At 74.5% G+C, this 18,221-nt stretch carries 17 protein-coding genes; 8 read left to right on the top strand and 9 right to left on the bottom strand.

All coding sequences use genetic code 11. The annotated features are described in order from the left end of the window. Window positions 1-101 precede the first annotated feature (101 nt). Both JAO84_RS01765 and JAO84_RS01760 read right to left on the bottom strand, forming a co-directional pair. Complete coding sequence (locus JAO84_RS01765; RefSeq protein WP_370409730.1) at window positions 102-770, bottom strand: GntR family transcriptional regulator; 669 nt, start codon at window positions 768-770, stop codon at window positions 102-104. Next, complete coding sequence (locus JAO84_RS01760) at window positions 767-1,996, bottom strand: CaiB/BaiF CoA transferase family protein (RefSeq protein WP_370409728.1); 1,230 nt, start codon at window positions 1,994-1,996, stop codon at window positions 767-769. Before JAO84_RS01760 ends, JAO84_RS01765 begins: the two co-directional genes overlap by 4 nt. A gap of 138 nt (window positions 1,997-2,134) precedes the next feature. On the opposite strand from JAO84_RS01760, the gene JAO84_RS01755 reads away from it, so the two are divergent. Beyond that, window positions 2,135-3,337, top strand: coding sequence for an acyl-CoA dehydrogenase family protein (locus JAO84_RS01755; protein ID WP_370409726.1), 1,203 nt, complete (start codon window positions 2,135-2,137; stop codon window positions 3,335-3,337). A gap of 59 nt (window positions 3,338-3,396) precedes the next feature. On the opposite strand, the gene JAO84_RS01750 is transcribed toward JAO84_RS01755, so the two are convergent. Both JAO84_RS01750 and JAO84_RS01745 read right to left on the bottom strand, forming a co-directional pair. Continuing rightward, complete coding sequence (locus JAO84_RS01750) at window positions 3,397-3,900, bottom strand: FBP domain-containing protein (protein WP_370409725.1); 504 nt, start codon at window positions 3,898-3,900, stop codon at window positions 3,397-3,399. A 110-nt stretch (window positions 3,901-4,010) separates the two neighbouring features. Next, window positions 4,011-5,492 (bottom strand): PLP-dependent aminotransferase family protein, encoded by a 1,482-nt coding sequence (locus JAO84_RS01745; RefSeq protein WP_370409724.1) that lies wholly within the window; start codon window positions 5,490-5,492, stop codon window positions 4,011-4,013. 92 nt (window positions 5,493-5,584) lie between these two features. Between JAO84_RS01745 and JAO84_RS01740 the strand changes: the two genes are divergently transcribed. After that, window positions 5,585-5,809, top strand: coding sequence for a hypothetical protein (locus JAO84_RS01740; RefSeq protein ID WP_370409723.1), 225 nt, complete (start codon window positions 5,585-5,587; stop codon window positions 5,807-5,809). Here the strand turns inward: JAO84_RS01740 and JAO84_RS01735 are convergent. After that, window positions 5,794-7,200, bottom strand: a complete 1,407-nt coding sequence (locus tag JAO84_RS01735; RefSeq protein ID WP_370409722.1) for a DUF6777 domain-containing protein — start codon at window positions 7,198-7,200, stop codon at window positions 5,794-5,796. The genes JAO84_RS01740 and JAO84_RS01735 overlap by 16 nt on opposite strands. A 93-nt stretch (window positions 7,201-7,293) precedes the next feature. Between JAO84_RS01735 and JAO84_RS01730 the strand changes: the two genes are divergently transcribed. After that, window positions 7,294-8,664, top strand: coding sequence for a streptophobe family protein (locus tag JAO84_RS01730; protein WP_370409721.1), 1,371 nt, complete (start codon window positions 7,294-7,296; stop codon window positions 8,662-8,664). A gap of 21 nt (window positions 8,665-8,685) precedes the next feature. On the opposite strand, the gene JAO84_RS01725 is transcribed toward JAO84_RS01730, so the two are convergent. From JAO84_RS01725 to JAO84_RS01715, 3 genes are read right to left on the bottom strand one after another with little or no spacing between them, the layout of a single operon-like run. Next, window positions 8,686-9,720 (bottom strand): serine/threonine-protein kinase, encoded by a 1,035-nt coding sequence (locus JAO84_RS01725; RefSeq protein WP_370409719.1) that lies wholly within the window; start codon window positions 9,718-9,720, stop codon window positions 8,686-8,688. Next, window positions 9,720-10,427, bottom strand: a complete 708-nt coding sequence (locus JAO84_RS01720; RefSeq protein ID WP_370416625.1) for a hypothetical protein — start codon at window positions 10,425-10,427, stop codon at window positions 9,720-9,722. The genes JAO84_RS01725 and JAO84_RS01720 overlap by 1 nt, the downstream gene beginning before the upstream one ends. A 37-nt stretch (window positions 10,428-10,464) precedes the next feature. Beyond that, complete coding sequence (locus JAO84_RS01715; protein WP_370409718.1) at window positions 10,465-12,963, bottom strand: FHA domain-containing protein; 2,499 nt, start codon at window positions 12,961-12,963, stop codon at window positions 10,465-10,467. Window positions 12,964-13,145: 182 nt separating this feature from the next. Between JAO84_RS01715 and JAO84_RS01710 the strand changes: the two genes are divergently transcribed. The 3 genes from JAO84_RS01710 (at window position 13,146) to JAO84_RS01700 (ending at window position 14,966) form a co-directional block, all read left to right on the top strand. Further along, complete coding sequence (locus JAO84_RS01710) at window positions 13,146-13,778, top strand: TetR/AcrR family transcriptional regulator (protein ID WP_370409717.1); 633 nt, start codon at window positions 13,146-13,148, stop codon at window positions 13,776-13,778. Between the two features lie 223 nt (window positions 13,779-14,001). Continuing rightward, entirely contained in the window at window positions 14,002-14,607 is a 606-nt protein-coding gene (locus JAO84_RS01705; protein ID WP_370409716.1) for an RNA polymerase sigma factor, read from the top strand. Beyond that, window positions 14,604-14,966, top strand: coding sequence for a hypothetical protein (locus tag JAO84_RS01700; RefSeq protein ID WP_370409715.1), 363 nt, complete (start codon window positions 14,604-14,606; stop codon window positions 14,964-14,966). Before JAO84_RS01705 ends, JAO84_RS01700 begins: the two co-directional genes overlap by 4 nt. On the opposite strand, the gene JAO84_RS01695 is transcribed toward JAO84_RS01700, so the two are convergent. After that, complete coding sequence (locus tag JAO84_RS01695; protein ID WP_370409713.1) at window positions 14,963-15,793, bottom strand: DUF3626 domain-containing protein; 831 nt, start codon at window positions 15,791-15,793, stop codon at window positions 14,963-14,965. The genes JAO84_RS01700 and JAO84_RS01695 overlap by 4 nt on opposite strands. 167 nt (window positions 15,794-15,960) lie before the next feature. Here JAO84_RS01695 and JAO84_RS01690 point away from each other — a divergent pair, with 167 nt between their 5' ends. Next, window positions 15,961-16,638: a ThuA domain-containing protein gene (locus JAO84_RS01690; RefSeq protein WP_370409711.1), complete on the top strand. Its 678-nt coding sequence runs from the start codon at window positions 15,961-15,963 to the stop codon at window positions 16,636-16,638. A 180-nt stretch (window positions 16,639-16,818) separates the two neighbouring features. Further along, on the top strand, window positions 16,819-18,210 hold the full coding sequence (locus JAO84_RS01685; RefSeq protein WP_370409709.1) for an NADP-dependent succinic semialdehyde dehydrogenase: 1,392 nt from the start codon (window positions 16,819-16,821) through the stop codon (window positions 18,208-18,210). The last annotated feature ends 11 nt before the right edge of the window (window positions 18,211-18,221 follow it).

Genomic DNA, 18,221 nt, shown 5'->3' with positions numbered 1-18,221 from the left:
GGTGCCTTCCTGGAGGACGCCCCTCCTCCATCCTCGGCCGCCCCTCCCGGCCCCGCACCCCGCACCCGCGCCCGTCCCCGGGGCCGGGCCCGGGCCGGGCCTCAGGCCCGGTCGAGCACCCGGCGCAGGGCCGCCACCGCGTGGTCGCGGTGTTCGTCGAGCCAGCGCAGCGCCGCCGCCTCGTCGCTCTCGGCGACCGCCGAGACGACCGCCCGGTGCTCGTGGACGGCCCGCTCGCGGTGCGGGTCCTCGGCGTAGTACAGCGCCCGGTACGCGTCGGTCGCGTCCCACAGGGTGGCGATCAGGCGCACCAGGCGGGGCATCCCGGAGGCCTCGATCAGGGTGAAGTGGAAGCGTCGGTTGGCCTCGGCCATCACGGTCACGTCACCGGCCTCGGCCGCTCGCTCCACCTCCTCCTGGATCCGTTCGAGGGCGTCGGCGAGTCCGTCGGGGGAGCGGACGAGCGCGGTGCGCACCGCCTCCGTCTCCAGGAGCCGGCGGATCCGGTAGATCTCCTCCAGGTCCGCCAGGGACAACTCGGCGACGTAGTAGCCCCGGTGGACGTGGTGTACGACGAGGCCCTCGGCCTCCAGGGTCTTCAGGGCCTCGCGCAGTGGCACCCGGCTCACGTCGAGCCGGGCCGCCAGGGCGTCCTGCCGGATCGGGTCGCCCGGCCGCAACTCCCCGGTGGTGATGGCCCGTCGCAGCTCGGTGAGCACGAACTGCTGGGCGGTCGGGGGCCGTCGCCGCTCCACGGTGTCGCCGCTCATCGCCCGGCCGTCCTCTCCTCGGAACGTTCCGTCCCTTCCCCGGACGGCCCCGCCGTTTCCGCGAGTTCCGCGAGTTCGGCGAGCACCTCCGCGGTGTGCTCGCCGAGGCGCGGCGGAGCGGAGCGGTACGCGGCGGGCGTGGCGCCGAAGGCGACGGGGTGGGCCACCTGCCCCGGTCCCGCCGCCTCCGCCGGGACCCGCGGCGCGAGTCCCAGGCGTTCGGCCAGCGCGAAGGCGCCGCCCAGGTCGTTGATCGGCCCGCACGGCACCCCGGCCGCCGTGAGCTCCTCGAACCAGGCGTCGGCGGTGCGTTCCGCGAGCCGCCGGGACAGCTCGGCGCCCAGCTCCTCCCGGTGCGCGACCCGGGCCGTGTTGGTGGCGAACCGGGGGTCGTCGGCGAGTGCGGGTGCGCCGATCCGCCCGCACAGGGCGCGGAACTGGCGGTCGTTGCCGACGGCCAGGACCAGCGGCCGGTCGCTCGCCTCGAACACCTCGTACGGGGTGATGCTCGGGTGGCGGTTGCCCAGGGCGCGCGGCACGACCCCGGCGGCGAGGTGCGCGGCGGACTGGTTGGTGAGCGCGGAGAGCAGCGAGGTCAGCAGCGAGACCTCGATCCGCTGGCCCTCGCCGGTGCGTTCGCGGTGCCGCAGCGCGGCGAGCACGCCCATGCCCGCGTGCAGGCCGGTGATGACGTCGACAAGCGCGACGCCCGCCTTGGTGCCGGGTCCGCCGGGCTCGCCGGTGACGCTCATCAGCCCGCCCACCGCCTGCACGAGGAGGTCGTAGCCGGGCAGCGCGGCACCCTCCGCCGAGCCGAACCCGGTCACCGAGCAGTAGACCAGGCCGGGGTTGGTCTTCCGCACCCGTTCGTAGCCGAGGCCGAGGCGTTCCATGGTGCCGGGGCGGAAGTTCTCCACCAGGACGTCGGCCCGGTCCACGAGGGCCCGGGCGGCCTCCAGACCGGCCGGGTCGCCCAAATCCAGGGCCACGGAACGCTTGTTGCGGTTCACCCCGAGGAAGTAGGTGGCCTGCCCGTCGGCGAACGGCGGGCCCCATGCGCGCGTGTCGTCGCCCGCGCCGGGCCGCTCGATCTTCACGACCTCGGCGCCCAGGTCGGCGAGGAGCATCGTCATGTACGGCCCGGCGAGCACCCGGCCGAAGTCCGCCACGACGATCCCGGACAGGGCACCGGCCGGGCCGGCCGGTGCCGGCTGCTGCGCGTGCATTCCGCCTCCCTCGTCGGTGATCGGATCCAAGCGGACCATAGAGGGCCTCGGCCGGATATTCAATACTGGATCCAATATCCGGTCCGCCGCTAGGCTTCCGCTCGCCGAGTCGCCGCCACAGCCGCCAGGAGGCCGTCAGTGAAGCCGTCGCAACCCTCCCGCCCCGCGCAGTCCGCGCCCGTCCGCCCGCTCGATCTGCTCGCGATCGACGGACTCCTCACCGACGAGGAGCGGGAGATCCGCGGCACCGTCCGCACCCTCGCCGACCGCGAGCTGCGCCCGCACATCGCCGAGTGGTTCGAGTCCGGCGCGATCCCCGCCCGCGAACTCGCCCGCACCCTCGGCGGTCTGGGCGTCCTCGGCATGCACCTGGAGGGCTACGGCTGCGCGGGCACCAACTCCGTGGCGTACGGACTGGCCTGCATGGAGCTGGAGGCCGTCGACTCCGGACTGCGCTCCCTGGTCTCCGTGCAGGGCTCGCTCGCCATGTACGCGATCTGGAAGTACGGCTCCGAGGAGCAGAAGCAGCGCTGGCTGCCCGGCATGGCGGCCGGCGAGTACATCGGCTGCTTCGGCCTGACCGAGCCCGACGCCGGCTCCGACCCGGGCGCCATGCGCACCCACGCCAAGCGCGACGGCTCGGACTGGATCCTCAACGGCACCAAGATGTGGATCACCAACGGCTCGGTGGCCGATGTCGCCGTCGTCTGGGCCCGCACCGAGGACGGCGTCCGCGGCTTCGCCGTGCCCACCGACACCCCCGGCTTCAGCGCGCCCGAGATCAAGCGGAAGCTGTCCCTGCGCGCCAGCGTCACCAGCGAACTCGTCATGGAGGACGTGCGGCTGCCCGCCGACGCCATGCTCCCCGAGGCCCGCGGTCTGTCCGGCCCGCTCGGCTGTCTCAACGAGGCCCGCTTCGGCATCGTCTTCGGCGCCCTCGGCGCCGCCCGCGACTGCCTGGAGGCGGCGATCTCGTACGCGGGCGACCGCACTGTCTTCGCCCGCCCGCTCTCCTCGTACCAGCTCACCCAGCAGAAGCTGGCCGACATGGCCGTGGAGCTCGGCAAGGGCATGCTGCTCGCCGTGCACCTCGGGCGCCTCAAGGACGCCGGCACCCTGGCCCCCGAGCAGATCAGTGTCGGCAAGCTCAACAACGTGCGCGAGGCGATCGCCATCGCCCGCGAGTGCCGCACCATCCTCGGCGCCAACGGCATCACCCTCGAATACCCGGTGCTGCGCCACGCCAACAACCTGGAGTCGGTGCTCACCTACGAGGGCACCAGCGAGGTGCACGCGCTCGTCATCGGCAAGGCGCTCACCGGCGAGCAGGCCTTCCGCTGAGCCACGGTACGGAGACGGACGGGGGAACGCCGGGCTCGGCGTTCCCCCCCCCCCGGGGTTCAGCCCGCCGTGACCCGGCCGACGAAGCCGTTCAGGTTGCCCATCATGCGCGCGACCTGCTCGTCGGGCGTCAGGGACTCCTCGTGCCGCTGCCCGCGCAGCTTCGGCTGCCGCTTGCCCCGCACGTACAGCGGGCAGGCCAGGTCGGCGCAGATGTACGTGCCGACCGTGTTGCCCTCCCGGCCCCGGGGGCCGGCCAGCGGCGCGGCCAGCAGCGTCACGCCCGAGGAGGCGTGGGAGGTCAGACAGATCTGGCACATGCTGGACTTCATCGCGCTGGTGCGGCCGACCGCCGGCACCCGCAGCGTCACGCCGACCGGCCCCTCGGGGCCCGGCACCACGACATGGGCGCGCAGCGGCGCGCCCGGGTCGACCCAGCCCAGGAAGTCCAGGTCGGGCCAGGGCAGCTCGGCGAAGTCGAGCGGCAGCTTCATCCGGGCCGCGTCACCCTTCGTGCAGTTCACGAAGGACGCGCGGATCTCTTTCTCGGTCAGTGGTTCCACTCGCTCGACCGTACACACGGCACCTGCCCCGGGCATCCGATTATCGGTGCGGAAAGCCCGTTTCGTACGGCTCAGGCGTGAGGCCGAGGCGTACGTCTCAGGCGTACGGCTCAGGCCACCCAGTCCGGCAGCGCCGGGTCCGCGAACGGGGCCGGCGCCCCGGCGAGCGCCGCCGCGAGCCGCTCCGCCGCCGCCCCGTACACCTCGGCCGGCAGCGCGTACGGGATCCGCAGCCGGTGCTCATGGGTGCCCGGGTCCACCCCGAACCGGGCACCGCCCTCCACCCGTACCCCGTGCCGCAGGGCCTGTGCCGCGAGCTGCGAGGCCATCGGCCGGCCCAGATCGATCCAGAGGCACAGACCGCCCGGCGGCAGCGTCCACCGCCATTCCGGCAGATGCGTGGCGAGCGCCGCCACCAGCGCCTCACGGCGCCGCCGCAGCTCCGCCGCCCGCCCCGGCAGCAGCGGATCGATCCGGTCCATCAGCGCCACGGCCACCAGCTGGTCCAGGACGGAACCCGCCAGGTCGTGGGTGATCCGCACCCGCGCCAGCTCCGTCACCACCCGCGCCGAGGCCCGCACCCAGCCGACCCGGAGCCCGCCCCAGCAGCTCTTGCTCAGCGAGCCCACGCCGATGATCTGCTCCCCGGCCCCCGGCCCCGCCGAGGCGGCGAACGGCCGCGGCGCCGGCACGTCGAGCGCGATGTCGGACAGCGTCTCGTCCACCACCAGCCAGGTTCCGGTGGCCCGCGCCGCCCGTGCCACCTCCCGCCGCTGCTCCTCCGGCATCAGCCGCCCGGTCGGATTGTGGAAGTCAGGGATCAGATACGCGAGCCGGGGCGCCGTCTGCCGCAGTGCCGCGTCGACAAGCCCGCTGTCCCAGCCGGACTCGGTGACCGGCACCGGGGTGATCCGCATCCGCTGCCCGCGCATCGCGTCCAGGGCGTTGGTGTACGAGGGGTTCTCGGCGAGCACGCGGTCCCCGGGCCCGCCGAGCAGCGCGAAGGCGAGGGCAAGCGCCTGCTGCGCGCCGGTGGTGACCAGGATCTGTTCGGGCCGGGTGGGCAGCCCACGCGCGGTGTACCGGTCCGCGATCGCCGCCCGCAGCTCCGGCAGCCCGTACGGGTGGTAGCCCTGGCTCGCCGCGTAGCGCGGCAGCTCGGCGGCGGCCCGCGCCAGCGCGTCGGACAGTACGTCGGCGGGCGCCTCGGGCGCGGCGAGCGCGAGGTCGATCACCGTGCCCGAGTCGCCCTGCAGCGCGGCCGGGCCGACCGGCGGCTGCCCCTCGGGCAGCGCGGTCCAGGTGCCCGCGCCCTGCCGGCTGTGCGCGTATCCGCTCTCCCGCAGCAGGTCGTACGCGCCGGTGACGGTCGTACGGGACACCCCGAGGGCCACCGCGAGCTCCCGCTCGGCGGGCAGCCGGAGCCGCAGCGCGACCCGCCCGTCGAGCAGCGCCTGCCGCACTGCCCGGGCCAGCTCGCGATAGCCGAACCGGCCGTCGGCCGGCGGGGTGAGCAGGGCCGCCAGCTGGCGCCCGCTCAGGGTGCGGTCCGACACGGTGCCCACGGAGCGGACCACTCGACCGTCTGCCATGCCAATCACTCCTCATTGGCTGTGCTCTCCAGGCCAATAAGGCTACAGACTCCCCTCAGTGGCCTGATGGCCCTGGGGAAGGAGCGTGGAACATGTCCGGACACTTCACCGAGCACTTCACCGATCGCGACGAAAGGACCTGGCAGCGGCGGACCGAGGAGCGGATCGCCGAACCGTGGGCCCTCGGAGCCCGGCTCCGGTCACTGCGCATCCGCCGCCGCGCCCGCGCAGGAGCCCGGACCCTGCGGCGGTACGCCCGTAGCGCCGCAAGATCCGGGCCGGAGAGCTGCGCGGCGCCCGCTCAGATCAGCGGCTGACGGCCGGGTGCGCCCGGCGCCGGCGGCGCGGAGGAGGACACACTCGGCGACAGGCTCGCCGAGGCGCTCGCGGAGCCGTCGGTCGTGCCGCCGTCGGTGGTGGCGCCGTCCGAGGTCAGGTCGGTGGCCGGGGTCGACTCCGAGGCCGTCGACTCCGTGGGCGACGAAGGCGTCGCCGGCGACGAGGGGGGCGAGGTCGAGGGGGTCGGCGTCGACGTGGACGGGGTCGGCGAGGTCGGGGTGAGCGTCGACGGGCACGGCGAGGGCGTGACGCCACCGCTCGGCGTCGGCGTCTGCGTACCCGTCACCGTCACGCACGGCACCGGCGACGACGGCGAGGTCGACGTCGAGGGAGACTTCGACGGGGTCGGCGTGGGCTGCGGCGGGGGAGTGGTGTGGTGGTCGTGCTTGCCCGAGTCGCCCGGCTTGCGGGCGATCCAGCGGTCGGTGTTCGGGTCGTAGATCACGAAGACGTTGATCACGGTCACCGAGGGCTGCACGTACACGACATTGTTCGCGCGGTAGCCCGACCAGGCCTGGCCGACCGGCTTCGGCGACTTCTGCGCCACCGGCGGGGTCAGCGGGTTTCCGCACGCGCAGCGCACCCGCGGCACCCCGTGGTCGTCCACCAGGACCGCGGTGCCCGCCTGCAGCACCGACTGGAACGGGGCCGCCTTGCCGCCGCTGAAGCCGTGGTTGGTGACCCGGGTGTCCACCCGGAGCTGAACCGACGTCAGGGAGCGCAGGAAGCCCGGGACTTCGTTGGCGGAGACGCCGACGACAGAGGCGAAGGCCGCGTTCTTGGCGGGCTCCTCGCCGAGGAAGCGGATCTGCTGCTCCACGTCGCAGGCCGCGGTGCGGTGCGTGCCGCCGTACAGGCCCGGGGTCGAACCGGTCACGCTGCGCGTCGCGTTGGGGTCCCCGCCGGTCTCGCTGGGTAGCGCGGGCGGCGAGACGGTGGCGCCGCCCGTGCGGGCGGTGGAGCGGGTGAAGGGATCGGGGCCGCTCGCCGAGGTGTTCTGCAGGAACACCTCGCCGCCGCCCGCACCGCCGCCCTGGTTCGACTTGTCGCCGCCGCTCTGCGTGAGGACGACGACCAGGGCCACGGCCGCCACCACGACGGCCGTCAGCGAGGCGACCTTGGGGATGGAGCGGTACCACGGACCGCCGCCGCCCCCGCCGCTCGGCGCGCCCCCGCCCGTACCGCCGGAATCACCGCCGCCGGAGCCGCCCCCGCCACCTCCGCCGCCACCGCCGCCCGGCGGAGGCGTGGGCGGAGGCGGTGTCGGGGGAGCGGTCTGGCCGGGGCGCGTCGAGGGGCCCGAGAGGGGCCCCGAGGGCGGGCCGGTGGGAGGTACCGAAGGCTGGCCGGACGGCGGGTGGGAAGTCACGTTTTTCCCTTTCTTCCGTTCCGCGCCTATTGTGTGCGCCGATGAGGGGCCGCCCGCAAGCGGACGGCCCCCGTCGGCATTAGCGTGGGCACCGTGAGTAATCGGCTCCCCACCCCACCCCGCCAGGCCGCGCCCTCCGACGCCACCGGTCAGCTGGCCCGTGGCGCCCTGTGGGCCCTCGCGGCCGTCGTCGCGGGCGTCCTCGCGATGGGCGTCACCGCCGGCCTCGGCCTGTGGGCCGCCGGCGCGGCCGATCTGCCCGGCGGCACCGGCGCGTTCGTCGCCGTCCTCGCCGCCGTCGTGGTCATGGCGGCGGGCGGGCAGGTCGCCCTCTCCGGCGACGCCGGCGACCTCGCCGGCACCCAGGCCGAACTCACCGCCATGCCGCTCTCCGTCACCCTGGTGGGCGCACTCGTCACCGGCGCCGTGTTCCTGCGCCCGCTGCGCCACCACGCCGTCGCCCCCGCCCGCGCGCTCCTCGCCCTCGCCGTCCCCACCGTCCTGCTCTGGCTGGCCGCGCTCGGCGGGCTCTCCGCCCTCGCCCGGCACGACTTCCCGATCAGCCTCAGCGGCGGCACCACGGAGGACACCGGGGACCTCGGCGACCTCGGAGACCTCTTCAAGGACCTCCTGGACGCCGCCAACCCCAAGGTGGGCTTCACCACCGACGTCGGCCCCACCCTCTTCTACGGCCTCCTCTGGATCCTCGGCGTCCTCGTCGTCGCCCTCCTGGTCTCCCGCAGCTCCCCGCTGCCCACCCGCTACGTCCGCCGCCACCAGGCCATCCGCCCCGCCGCCTCCGCCGTGCTGCTCCTGCTCCTCGCCTACGTGGGCGTCGCCCTCGTCATCGGCCTGGTCGTCGCCGCCACCAAGGGGCACACCGCCGAGACCTTCGCCGTGCTCCTCCTCGGCCTGCCCAACATCGCCTGGCTGGCCCTCGGCGTCGGCATCGGCGGAGCCTGGGACGGCCGCGCCGAAGGCCCCTTCGGCCTGCCCATGCCGCAGATCCTCGACTCCGTCCTGCGCGGCGGCGACGGCGGCAAGGACCTGTCCACCGTCGACCTCGGCTCCCTCGCCTCCTACGACGCCCGCGCCTGGTGGCTGCTTCCGGTCGCCGCCGTCCTGATCCTCGGCGCCGCCTTCGTCATGGCCGTCCGCTCCCCGGCCGGCGTCAAGCCCTGGCAGCACGGCCTCCACCTCGGCGTCGCCTTCGGCCTCGCCGTCCTGGTGGTCATGCCGCTCACCCTCGTCGAAGCCCGCTTCGGCCTGTCGATCCTCGGCATCGGCGACCTGGGCGCCCTCGGCGCCGAGGTGATCCTGCGCCCCCACATCTGGGCGATGTTCGGCCTCGCCGTGCTGTGGGGCATGGTCGCGGGCATCATCGGCGGCTTCCTGGCCACCCGGGTGCGGCGGCACGGCGAAGTGCCGGTCACCAAGGCCACCGAGGAATCCACCGAGGACTGAGGCCTCGCCTCGCCCCGGGGGCTACGCCCCCAGGGACTTGAACACCGGCCGCGCCCACTCCGGCGGCTCCGGTGGCGGGCTCACCGGGCGTTCCTCGCTGCCGCCCCGGTACGGGCTCCGCGTGCGCTCGCCGCGCTCCAGGGCCGCCCGCAGTTCCGCGACGAACTCCAGACAGGTGCCGTACCGCTCCTCGGGGGCCTTCGCAAGGGCGCGGGCGAAGATCCCGTCCGCCGCCTCCGGCAGGCCCTTCCGCTCCTCCGAGAGCGGCGGCGGCGGGTCGTACTGGTGGGCCCACAGCAGGGCCATGTCGTCGTCCCTGCGGAACGGCGGCACCCCGGTCAGGGTCTCGAAGACCACACAGCCCAGGCTGTAGACGTCGCAGCGGCCGTCCACCGGCTTGCCCGAGATCTGTTCCGGGGCCACGTAGTCGAGCGTGCCCACGAACTGCCCGACGGTGGTGAACCCCGTCAGGGACAGGGACTTCTTCGTCAGGCCGAAGTCGGTCAGATAGACGTGCTCCGGATGGTCGCGGTCGGTGCCCTCGGCCACCAGGATGTTGCCCGGCTTCACGTCCCGGTGCACCAGGTCGTGAGCGTGCGCCGCGTCGAGCGCCGAGGCCACCTGCGCGGCGATCCGGCCCGCCGCCACCGGCTCCAGGGGGCCCTCCCGGTCGAGCAGGGCCCGCAGGTCCTGGCCGGGCACGTAGCGCATCGCGATGTACAGCACCCCCTCCGTCTCGCCCGCCTCGAAGACCGGCACGATATGCGGATGGTCGATCGCCGCGGCGACCCGCGACTCGTGCGCGAAGCGCTTGCGGAAGGTGTCGTTGCGGGCCAGCTCCGGGGCGAGCAGCTTCAGCGCCACCGTGCGCTCAAGGCGTACGTCGAAGGCCCGGTACACCACGGCCATGCCGCCGCGCCCGATCTCCTCCTCCACCAGATAGCCCGCGATCCGCTTGCCGAGCAGCCCCGAGTCCCGGCCGGCGGCCGGCAGGCCGGGATGGGTGGCGGGATGCGCCTCGGTGCCGGGGGCCGTATCGCGGTGCTCCTGCGCCATCAGCCCTCACCCGGCTTCGGCCCGTCCGCCGCCTGGGGCGGCGGCGGTGCGACGACCCGCGTGGGCTCCGGGGCCGGGGCCGGTGCCTCCGGAGGGCCTTCCTCCGGCCCGTCCTGGCGGAGCTGCGGCACCACCTGCGTCGGCTCGTGCCCGAGACCGGGCGCCGCCGCAGCAGCCGCCGCCGACGGGGTGGACGACGCGGCGTAGGTGCTCAGACCGGTGCCGTCGCAGTAGACCCAGCGCTCGTGCTCCGCGTCGTACAGCCACAGCGACTCGCCGTCCACGACCATGCCCACGCGCAGCCCCCGGGTCCGGGTCCGGAAGGTCTCCCCGTCCGCCCCGCCCGCCGCGAGCTCCTCCGCCGCCCGCCGGTAGCGTCCGAGGGCGTCCTCGGCCCGGGCCATCAGCGGCCGGGGATCGGCGGTACGGGCCGGCGGACGGCCCGCGGCCGGCGGATCGACCGGTACGGAGACGAGCAGCCGCGCGTCCACCCACGCCGACCAGCCGTTGGAGCACAGCACCTGGCCCCAGTCGCCGACCCGCGCGGTCAGCCGCACCGGCAGATACGCGTCGAGGGACTGCGTCGGCACCGCCGGATCAGGCGCCTCCCAGGCCGGCAGTCCGTCGCCCGGCACCACATGCGTGGGCCGGAAGTCCGGCACGCCCTCCTCGGCGCCCGGGGCGCCCGCCGCCCCGTACTCCGGCATCCCGTCCACAGCCACCACGGATCCCTACCTCTGCTCCCTACCGGCGCATCACGACCGGCTCGTGCCGGCGCAGCAGCCGCGACACCACGACACCGAGGACGACACACAGCACCACCAGCATGCCCATGTCGAAGAGCCACGCGCCCACCGTGTGGGCCATCAGCGGATCGGCCGTCTTCTCGCCCGGCACCGTCTTGCCGATGTCGATCGTCGCGCCCATCGCCGCGAACGCCCACCGCGACGGCACCAGCCAGGCCAGCTGCTCCAGGACCGGCGTACCGCGCACGTTCAGTAGCGCGCCGCAGAACACCACCTGCACGATGGCGAGGAGGACGAGCAGCGGCATCGTCACCTCCTCCTTGCGCACCAGGGCGGAGACGAACAGGCCGAGCATCATGGCCGTGAACGCCAGCAGTGCCACGGCCAGGGTGATCTCGACGAGCGGGGGCATCAGCACGCCCTTGCCGCCCGGCACGTTCAGCGGCACCCCGATCAGCGCCACCAGGGTCAGCACCACCGCCTGCACGACGGTGATCGTGCCGAGGACAACGACCTTGGACATCAGATACGCGGAGCGCGACAGGCCGACGGCTCTCTCGCGGCGGTAGATCGTCCGCTCCTTGACCAGCTCGCGCACCGCGTTCGCCGCGCCCGTCAGGACGCCGCCGACGCACAGGATGAGCAGCACGTTCAGCGTCGACTCGGGGTTGAGGCTGCCCTCCGAGAGGGCCCGCGCCATCGCGCCCATGACGAACGGCAGCGCCACCATGATGGCCAGGAAGGTGCGGTCGGCGGAGAGCGCCGCCGCGTACCGCCGGACGAGGGTACGGAGCTGGGCGCCCCAGCTCTGCGCCTTCGGCGGCGGCTCCGGCGTCCGCGGCTCCCCGCCTCCGGCACCCGGGCCCGGTGCGGGCGGCCGGACCGAGGGGTCCTCGATGTACTGCCGGTGGAAGCGCGAGGACCGGAAGCGGCCCGCCCAGTCGCGCTCGCGGTCGTTCTCGAAGGCCTCGAAGGCCTCCGGCCACTGCGCGAACCCGAAGAAGTCCAGGGTGTCGCCGGGCGGGCCGTAGTAGGCGACCCGCCCGCCCGGCGCGAGCACGAGCAGCCGGTCGCAGACATCCAGGCTGAGCACGCTGTGGGTGACGACCACGACCGTCCGCCCGTCGTCCGCGAGCCCGCGCAGCATGTGCATCACCGAGCGGTCCATGCCCGGGTCCAGCCCGGAGGTCGGCTCGTCGAGGAAGAGCAAGGAGGGCTTGGTGAGCAGTTCGAGCGCCACGCTCACCCGCTTGCGCTGGCCGCCGGACAGACTGTGGATCGGCTGCTCGGCCCGCTCCTCCAGACCCAGTTCGCGGATCACCTCGTCGACCCGGGCGCGCCGCTCGGCGGGCGCGGTGTCCTCGGGGAAGCGCAGCTCGGCGGCGTACGCGAGGGCGCGCCGGACGGTGAGCTGGAGGTGCAGGATGTCGTCCTGCGGGACCAGGCCGATGCGCTGGCGCAGCTCGGCGTAGTCCCGGTAGAGGTCGCGGCCGTCGTAGAGCACGGTGCCCCGGTCGGCCGGCCGCTGCCCGGTCAGCGCGCCGAGCAGGGTCGACTTGCCCGCCCCGGACGGGCCGACGACGGCGAGCAGGCACTTCTGCCCCACCGGGAACGACACGCCGTCGAGCAGGGTCTTCCGGCCGTGGTCGACGGTCACCGCCAGCTCCTGCACGTCCAGCGAGACCTCGCCGGTGTCGGTGAACTCGACCAGGTTCCCGCCGATCAGACAGAACGCGCAGTGCCCGATCCCGACGATGTCCTCCGCCGTCACCCGGGCCTCCGCCACGCGGCGCCCGTTCAGGAAGGTGCCGTTGTGACTGCCGAGGTCCTGGATCCAGTACGTGCCGTCCGGCGCCGCCCGCAGCTCGGCATGCCGGCGGGAGACCGTCAGATCGTCCACCACCAGGTCGTTGTCGGGCGCCCGGCCGATCCGGATGCTGCGGGTGGGGAGCGGACGTACGGACGTCGGCTGCCGGAAGGTGCCGGTCAGGGCGGGGTACGAGACGGAGGACGGACGCGGGGGAGCCGCGGCCGGCACGTCGGGCCGGTGCTCCTCGGGCGGTACGGGTGGGAGAGCGGGCTCGGATACGGGTACGGGCGCGGGCTCCGGCACGGGTGCGGGCGGCGGGGGCGCCGGGGGCGGCGCGGCCGGGGGCGGCGGCTCGGGCGCCGGGTGAGCGGCGGGGAGCAGCCGCGCGCGGGGGCCGTCGGCCGGGTGCCCGAAGCGGATGACCGTGCCCGGGCCGACGGCGCTCAGCGCCACCCGGCGGTCGTCGGCGAAGGTGCCGTTGGTGCTGCCCTCGTCCTCCAGGGTCCAGTGGTCGCCCACCGCCCGCAGCACCGCGTGGTGCCAGGACGTCCGGGCGTCGGCGAGGACGAAGTCACTGGTGGGGTCGCGCCCGATGCGATAGACGCGGCCCGGGTTCATCACGGTCGCGTCCCCGTCGATCTCGAGGACCAGCTCGGGTGCCGCGGGTGCGACGGGCCGCTGTCCCATGCGTGAATCTTAACGTCGCGGGCCGCCGCGTGCCCGGGCGAGCACCGGGGGCACGAGCCCCGAGCGGCCGTGCGGAGCCGCGCCGGTATCGTGGGCGGCCGACCGGCCCGGGGCGGGGCGCACACGGTCCCGAGAAGGTCCCGAGAAGGTCCCGAGAAGGGCTCGAGAAGGAGGAAGCACCCGTGCCGAAAGGTGTCACCAAGCGCCGGCCGCGCACCCGCGCGGCCCTGTTGCGGGCGGCCCTGGAGACCTTCGCCGAGCACGGCTTCCACGCGACGTCCATCGAGCAGATCTGTGAGCGTGCCGGCTTCACGCGCGGCGCCTACTACTCGAACTTCGCCAGCAAGGAAGAGCTCTTCCTCGCCCTCTTCGACGAGCACGGCGAACGGATCGTGCGCCGCCTCGCCGAAGAGATCGACACGCTCGCGCCCGAGGACTACACCCTGGAACAGCTCGCCGAACTCGCCTCGCGGGTCGAGCCGGACGAACGCGACTGGTACCTGGTGAGCATGGAATTCACCCTGCACGCCATCCGCGACCCGCAGGCCGCCCGGGCGCTCGCCCGGCACGACGCCCGGCTGCGCGCCGAACTCGCCCGTGGCATCGAGCTCGTCGTACGCCGCTCGGGACGCGAACTCACCGTGGACACCGACCGGTTCGCCCGGCTCGTGGTCGCCCTGCGCGAGGGCGGCCTCGCGCAGAGCTATGTCGAACCCGACGCCCTGCCGCCCGGCACCCTCGAACGGGACTTCCTGGCCCCGCTCCTCGCAGCCCTCACCCGGCCGGAGGGCGGCGCCGCGCGGGACGGCGCCTGACCGCCCGTAGAACCCCGGTGAATCCTTTTCGGGTCCGCCCGCCTCTTGTCCACACAGCCGGCCGCTCGGGCCGGCCCGGAGGACGGAGAAAAGCAGATGATGATCGCGGGCATCGTGGTGATCGGCGTTCTGCTCATGGGGGCCTGCACCTGGCACCTGACGCAGCGCAGGAAGCGTGCGAACCGATGACGCCGATCCGGAGCGCGAGGGGGATGGGGAAGACATGAGCAGAGCGGCCTACAGCTGGCCCGACGAGCGCCTGATCAGGGCCGCCCAGGACGGCGACGTCGGTTCGCTCACCACGGTCGTCAGGGAATCGCAGCCGCACGTACGGAAGTTCGCCCGGACGCTCTGCGCCTCGCCGCAGGACGCGGAGGACGCGGCGCAGGAGGCGCTGATCGTCCTCTACCGGAAGATCGGCACCCTGCGGGCCACGGGCGCGCTCGCCTCCTGGATGTTCCGGATCGTGCGGCACGAATGCCTCCGGCAGGTGCGGCAGCTCGCCCGGCGCGGCGAGCTGCCGCCGTCCGAACCGGAGGAGTGCGCCGAGCCGTCGGCCGAGGAGGCGGCGCTGCAGGCCCTTGAGGTGGAGCGGATCGCGGCCGCGATCGGCGCCCTGCCCGAGGACCTGCGGCGGGTCCTGATCCTGCGCGACCTCCAGGGTCTGCCGGGCAAGACCGTCGCCCGCGCCCTCGGCCTGACCACCCCGGCCATGAAGTCCCGGCTGCACCGGGCCCGTACGACCCTGCGCGGCTCCCTCGCCCCGCCCCGTGAAGCACACCCTGCATCACACCGTGAAGCGCTCCGTGAAGGAGGACGACGCCCGTGACCACCACCCCCACCCGCACCCCCACCCCGGCGAAGCCGGCGGAGCGCAGCTACGCGAGCAGCTCCGTCCCGCGCCACCTGGCCCGCGGCGCCCTCGGCCTCGGCCTGATCGCCGTACCGATCGCCCTGGTGCCCACGCTCGGCCCGCTCGTGCTGCTCGCGGCCCCGCTGAGCCTGATCGCCTTCCGCGGCTGCCCGACCTGCTGGGCGGTCGGCCTGGTGCAGACGCTCTCCCGCGACCGTCTGCGGCGCGAATGCGTCGACGGTGTCTGCACCCTGGTCCGGGCCGATCAGGCCCACCGGCAGGAGCACACGGACCACACGGACCACACGGGTGACCAGGGGCGCATCGCCGCCTAGCGGGTCGCCTCCTCGGTCTCCGGCGCCCCGAACCGGGCGAGCAGGTGCCAGACCCGCTTCACCGCCTGCCGGTCGTGCCGGCCCGACTCGGCGGCCGACTGGACGATGCGCGGGTCGAGCCGGCCGTCCTCGGCGATCGCGGCGCCCAGTTCGACGAACTCGGGGCCGCGGTAGCCGGGGTGCCGGCGCAGTTCGTCGACCGTCAGCCGGAAGCCGCCGTGCCACTCCACCGGGCACGGCAGCGCGCGGGCGGCGGCCTCCACCTCCGTACCGCGGAAGGACGGGTCGAGGACAAGGGCCTCCACGTCCCGGCCGAGCTCGACCGGGCCGTGCACCTGGGCCTCGACGTAGTCGTCGAGCGCGTCCTGGTCGTCGGCGAGGGCCAGCGCGATCAGGGCGGCCGTGCGCTCGGCGACGCCGAAGTCCGTCGGTTCGAGGACGCTGTCCGGGTAGCAGAAGGTGGTGCGGGCCAGCGTGCCGGCGGTCAGCCGCAGATGCGCCGAGCCGAAGCGCGGCGCGGCTCCGTAGGGGCGGCCCCGGTGGTCGAGCGCGCCGTACACGGGGCGCTCGTGCGCCGGGGCGGCGTCGTACGCGCCGCCGAAGATCCGGCTCTCCCACCGCCACCGGTCCCCGCCGGGGTGCGCGGTCAGCCCGCCGTTGCTGGTGCCGGTGACGAACTGGGAGCGGTACACGCCGTCCTCGGCCAGCCGGTCGAGGAAGGTGGGGTGGAAGTTGAGCGTCACGCGCGGCGCGGGCGCGGCCACGGCGCCGGTGGCCAGGGCGGAGACATGGGCGAGGGCGCGGCGCGGCCGGGGCAGGAGGTCCATCGCCGCAGTCTGCCGTGGCGGCCGGCCTTGCGTCGCGCGCTTTTCGCTGGCTACGGTCCGGCCGTGCGGCAAGCGCTTTCCGGGCCGGACCGGGCCGCGCCGGGTCGGGCTTTACCGGCCCCGGCCGCACACCACGCGACCACCACGCCACCAGGGGGAGGGCCCACGTGCCCCGCAGCACCGCCACGGACGTCCTCGTCTACGCCCGTACCGCCGGCTACCGCCACGACTCCATCCCCGCCGGCGCCGCCGCGCTCGCCGAACTCGCCACCGCCGCCGGCCTCGCCCCCGAGACCACCGAGGACCCCGCCGCCTTCGCCCCCGGCCGGCTCGCCCGCTGTGCCGCCGTCGTGCTGCTCTCCACCACCGGCACCGTCCTCACCGACGCGGGCCGGGCCGCCTTCGAGGCGTACGTACGGGGCGGGGGCGGGCTCCTCGTCGTGCACGCCGCCGCCAACGCCGAACCCGACTGGCCGTTCTACGGCGAACTCCTCGGCACCCGCTTCACCGGCCACCCGCCGCTCCAGCCCGGCACCGTCCTCGTCGAGGACCCCGCCCACCCGGCGACCGCCCCGCTGCCGGAGCGCTGGGACCGCACCGACGAGTGGTACGAGTACAGCAGCCACCCGCGGGACGCGGGCGTCCACGTCCTTGCCGGCGCCGACGAGACCACTTACGAGGGCGGTACCCTCGGCGCCGACCACCCCCTGGTGTGGTGCCGCGAGGCGGCGCCCGGCCACGGACGGATCCTCTTCACCGCGCTCGGCCACGCCACCGAGGCGTACGCGGACCCCGTCTTCCGTGCCCACCTCGACGGCGCCCTGCGCTGGGTCGCAGGCCGCTGACCGGGCACTGAGCAGCGGCTGAGCAGCCGCGGGAGACGGCGGCGGGCGGGAGCGGCGGCCCCCGGAGCCGGTCCGGCGGTCACCCCGCCGCCCCGCCCCGATTTGCGGCCCGCGCCCGGCCGCGCAAGCGTGACGGGTGGGGAGATTCGCGCGCGGGACTCCAGCTCAGGAGGAGACGACATGGGCATCGCCACCGTGAACCCGGCGACCGGCGAGACGCTGCGGACGTACGAGGCCCACGGGCCCGCCGAGGTCGAGCGCCGGATCGACGCCGCCCACGAGGCGTACCGCCAGTACCGCACCACCCCCTTCGCCGAGCGCGCCCGGCTGATGCGGGCCGCCGCGTCGCTCCTCGACGAGGACGCCGAGGACATCGCCCGCACCATGACGACCGAGATGGGCAAACCGATCGTCGCCGCCCGCGCCGAGGCCGCCAAGTGCGCCAGGACCATGCGCTGGTACGCCGACCACGCCGAGGCGCTGCTCGCCGACGAGCACCCCGCCGACCACGACGTCCAGGACTCCGGCGCCGACCGCGCCCGGGTGCACTACCGGCCGCTCGGCACCGTCCTCGCCGTCATGCCGTGGAACTTCCCGCTCTGGCAGGTCATCCGGTTCGCCGCGCCCGCGCTCATGGCCGGCAACACCGGTCTGCTCAAGCACGCCTCCAACGTGCCGCAGACCGCCCTCTACCTCGGCAACCTCTTCCACCGCGCCGGCTTCCCCGACGGCTGCTTCCAGACCCTCCTGATCGGCGCCGGCGCCGTCGAGGGCGTCCTGCGCGACCCGCGGATCGCCGCCGCGACCCTCACCGGCAGCGAGCCCGCCGGCCGCTCCGTCGCCGCCATCGCCGGCGACGAGGTCAAGAAGACCGTCCTGGAGCTCGGCGGCAGCGACCCGTACATCGTCATGCCCTCCGCCGATCTGCCCCGCGCCGTGAAGACCGCGGTCACCGCGCGCGTACAGAACAACGGGCAGTCCTGCATCGCCGCCAAGCGCTTCATCGTCCACCGGGACGTCTACGACGACTTCGCCGAGCGCTTCACCGCCGCCATGAACTCCCTCACCGTCGGCGACCCCCTCGACGACGACACCGACGTCGGCCCGCTCGCCACCGAGCAGGGCCGCACCGACCTCGAAGCCCTCGTCGACGACGCCGTGAACAAGGGCGCCACCGTCCTGTGCGGCGGCGGCCGCCCGCCCGAGCTGCCCCGCGGCTGGTTCTACCGCCCCACCGTCCTCACCGCCATCACCCCCGAGATGCGCGTCCACCGCGAGGAGACCTTCGGCCCGGTCGCCACCCTCTACCCGGTCGCCGACATCGAGGAGGCAGTCACCGTCGCCAACGACTCTCCCTTCGGGCTGAGTTCCAACGTCTGGACCCGCCGGGACGAGGACATCGCCTTCTTCGTACGGGACCTGGAGGCGGGCGGCGTCTTCGTCAACGGCATGACCGCCTCCCACCCCGCCCTGCCCTTCGGCGGCGTCAAGCGCTCGGGCTACGGGCGGGAGCTCTCCGGCCACGGCATCCGCGAGTTCTGCAACGTCACCACGGTCTGGCAGCGCGCCTGAGCGCCTGACGG

This window comes from Streptomyces fradiae (genome assembly GCF_041270065.1).
GTDB lineage: Bacteria > Actinomycetota > Actinomycetes > Streptomycetales > Streptomycetaceae > Streptomyces.
This window is presented reverse-complemented; position numbering and strand designations above follow the sequence as displayed.

What these genes read in the sequence shown, in the direction of transcription:
- JAO84_RS01765 (WP_370409730.1), bottom strand. Translation starts at nt 770, where the DNA reads ATGAGCGGCGACACCGTGGAGCGGCGACGGCCCCCGACCGCCCAGCAG.
- JAO84_RS01760 (WP_370409728.1), bottom strand. Translation starts at nt 1,996, where the DNA reads ATGCACGCGCAGCAGCCGGCACCGGCCGGCCCGGCCGGTGCCCTGTCC.
- JAO84_RS01745 (WP_370409724.1), bottom strand. Translation starts at nt 5,492, where the DNA reads ATGGCAGACGGTCGAGTGGTCCGCTCCGTGGGCACCGTGTCGGACCGC.
- JAO84_RS01740 (WP_370409723.1), top strand. Translation starts at nt 5,585, where the DNA reads ATGTCCGGACACTTCACCGAGCACTTCACCGATCGCGACGAAAGGACC.
- JAO84_RS01725 (WP_370409719.1), bottom strand. Translation starts at nt 9,720, where the DNA reads ATGGCGCAGGAGCACCGCGATACGGCCCCCGGCACCGAGGCGCATCCC.
- JAO84_RS01720 (WP_370416625.1), bottom strand. Translation starts at nt 10,427, where the DNA reads ATGCCGGAGTACGGGGCGGCGGGCGCCCCGGGCGCCGAGGAGGGCGTG.
- JAO84_RS01715 (WP_370409718.1), bottom strand. Translation starts at nt 12,963, where the DNA reads ATGGGACAGCGGCCCGTCGCACCCGCGGCACCCGAGCTGGTCCTCGAG.
- JAO84_RS01705 (WP_370409716.1), top strand. Translation starts at nt 14,002, where the DNA reads ATGAGCAGAGCGGCCTACAGCTGGCCCGACGAGCGCCTGATCAGGGCC.
- JAO84_RS01695 (WP_370409713.1), bottom strand. Translation starts at nt 15,793, where the DNA reads ATGGACCTCCTGCCCCGGCCGCGCCGCGCCCTCGCCCATGTCTCCGCC.
- JAO84_RS01685 (WP_370409709.1), top strand. Translation starts at nt 16,819, where the DNA reads ATGGGCATCGCCACCGTGAACCCGGCGACCGGCGAGACGCTGCGGACG.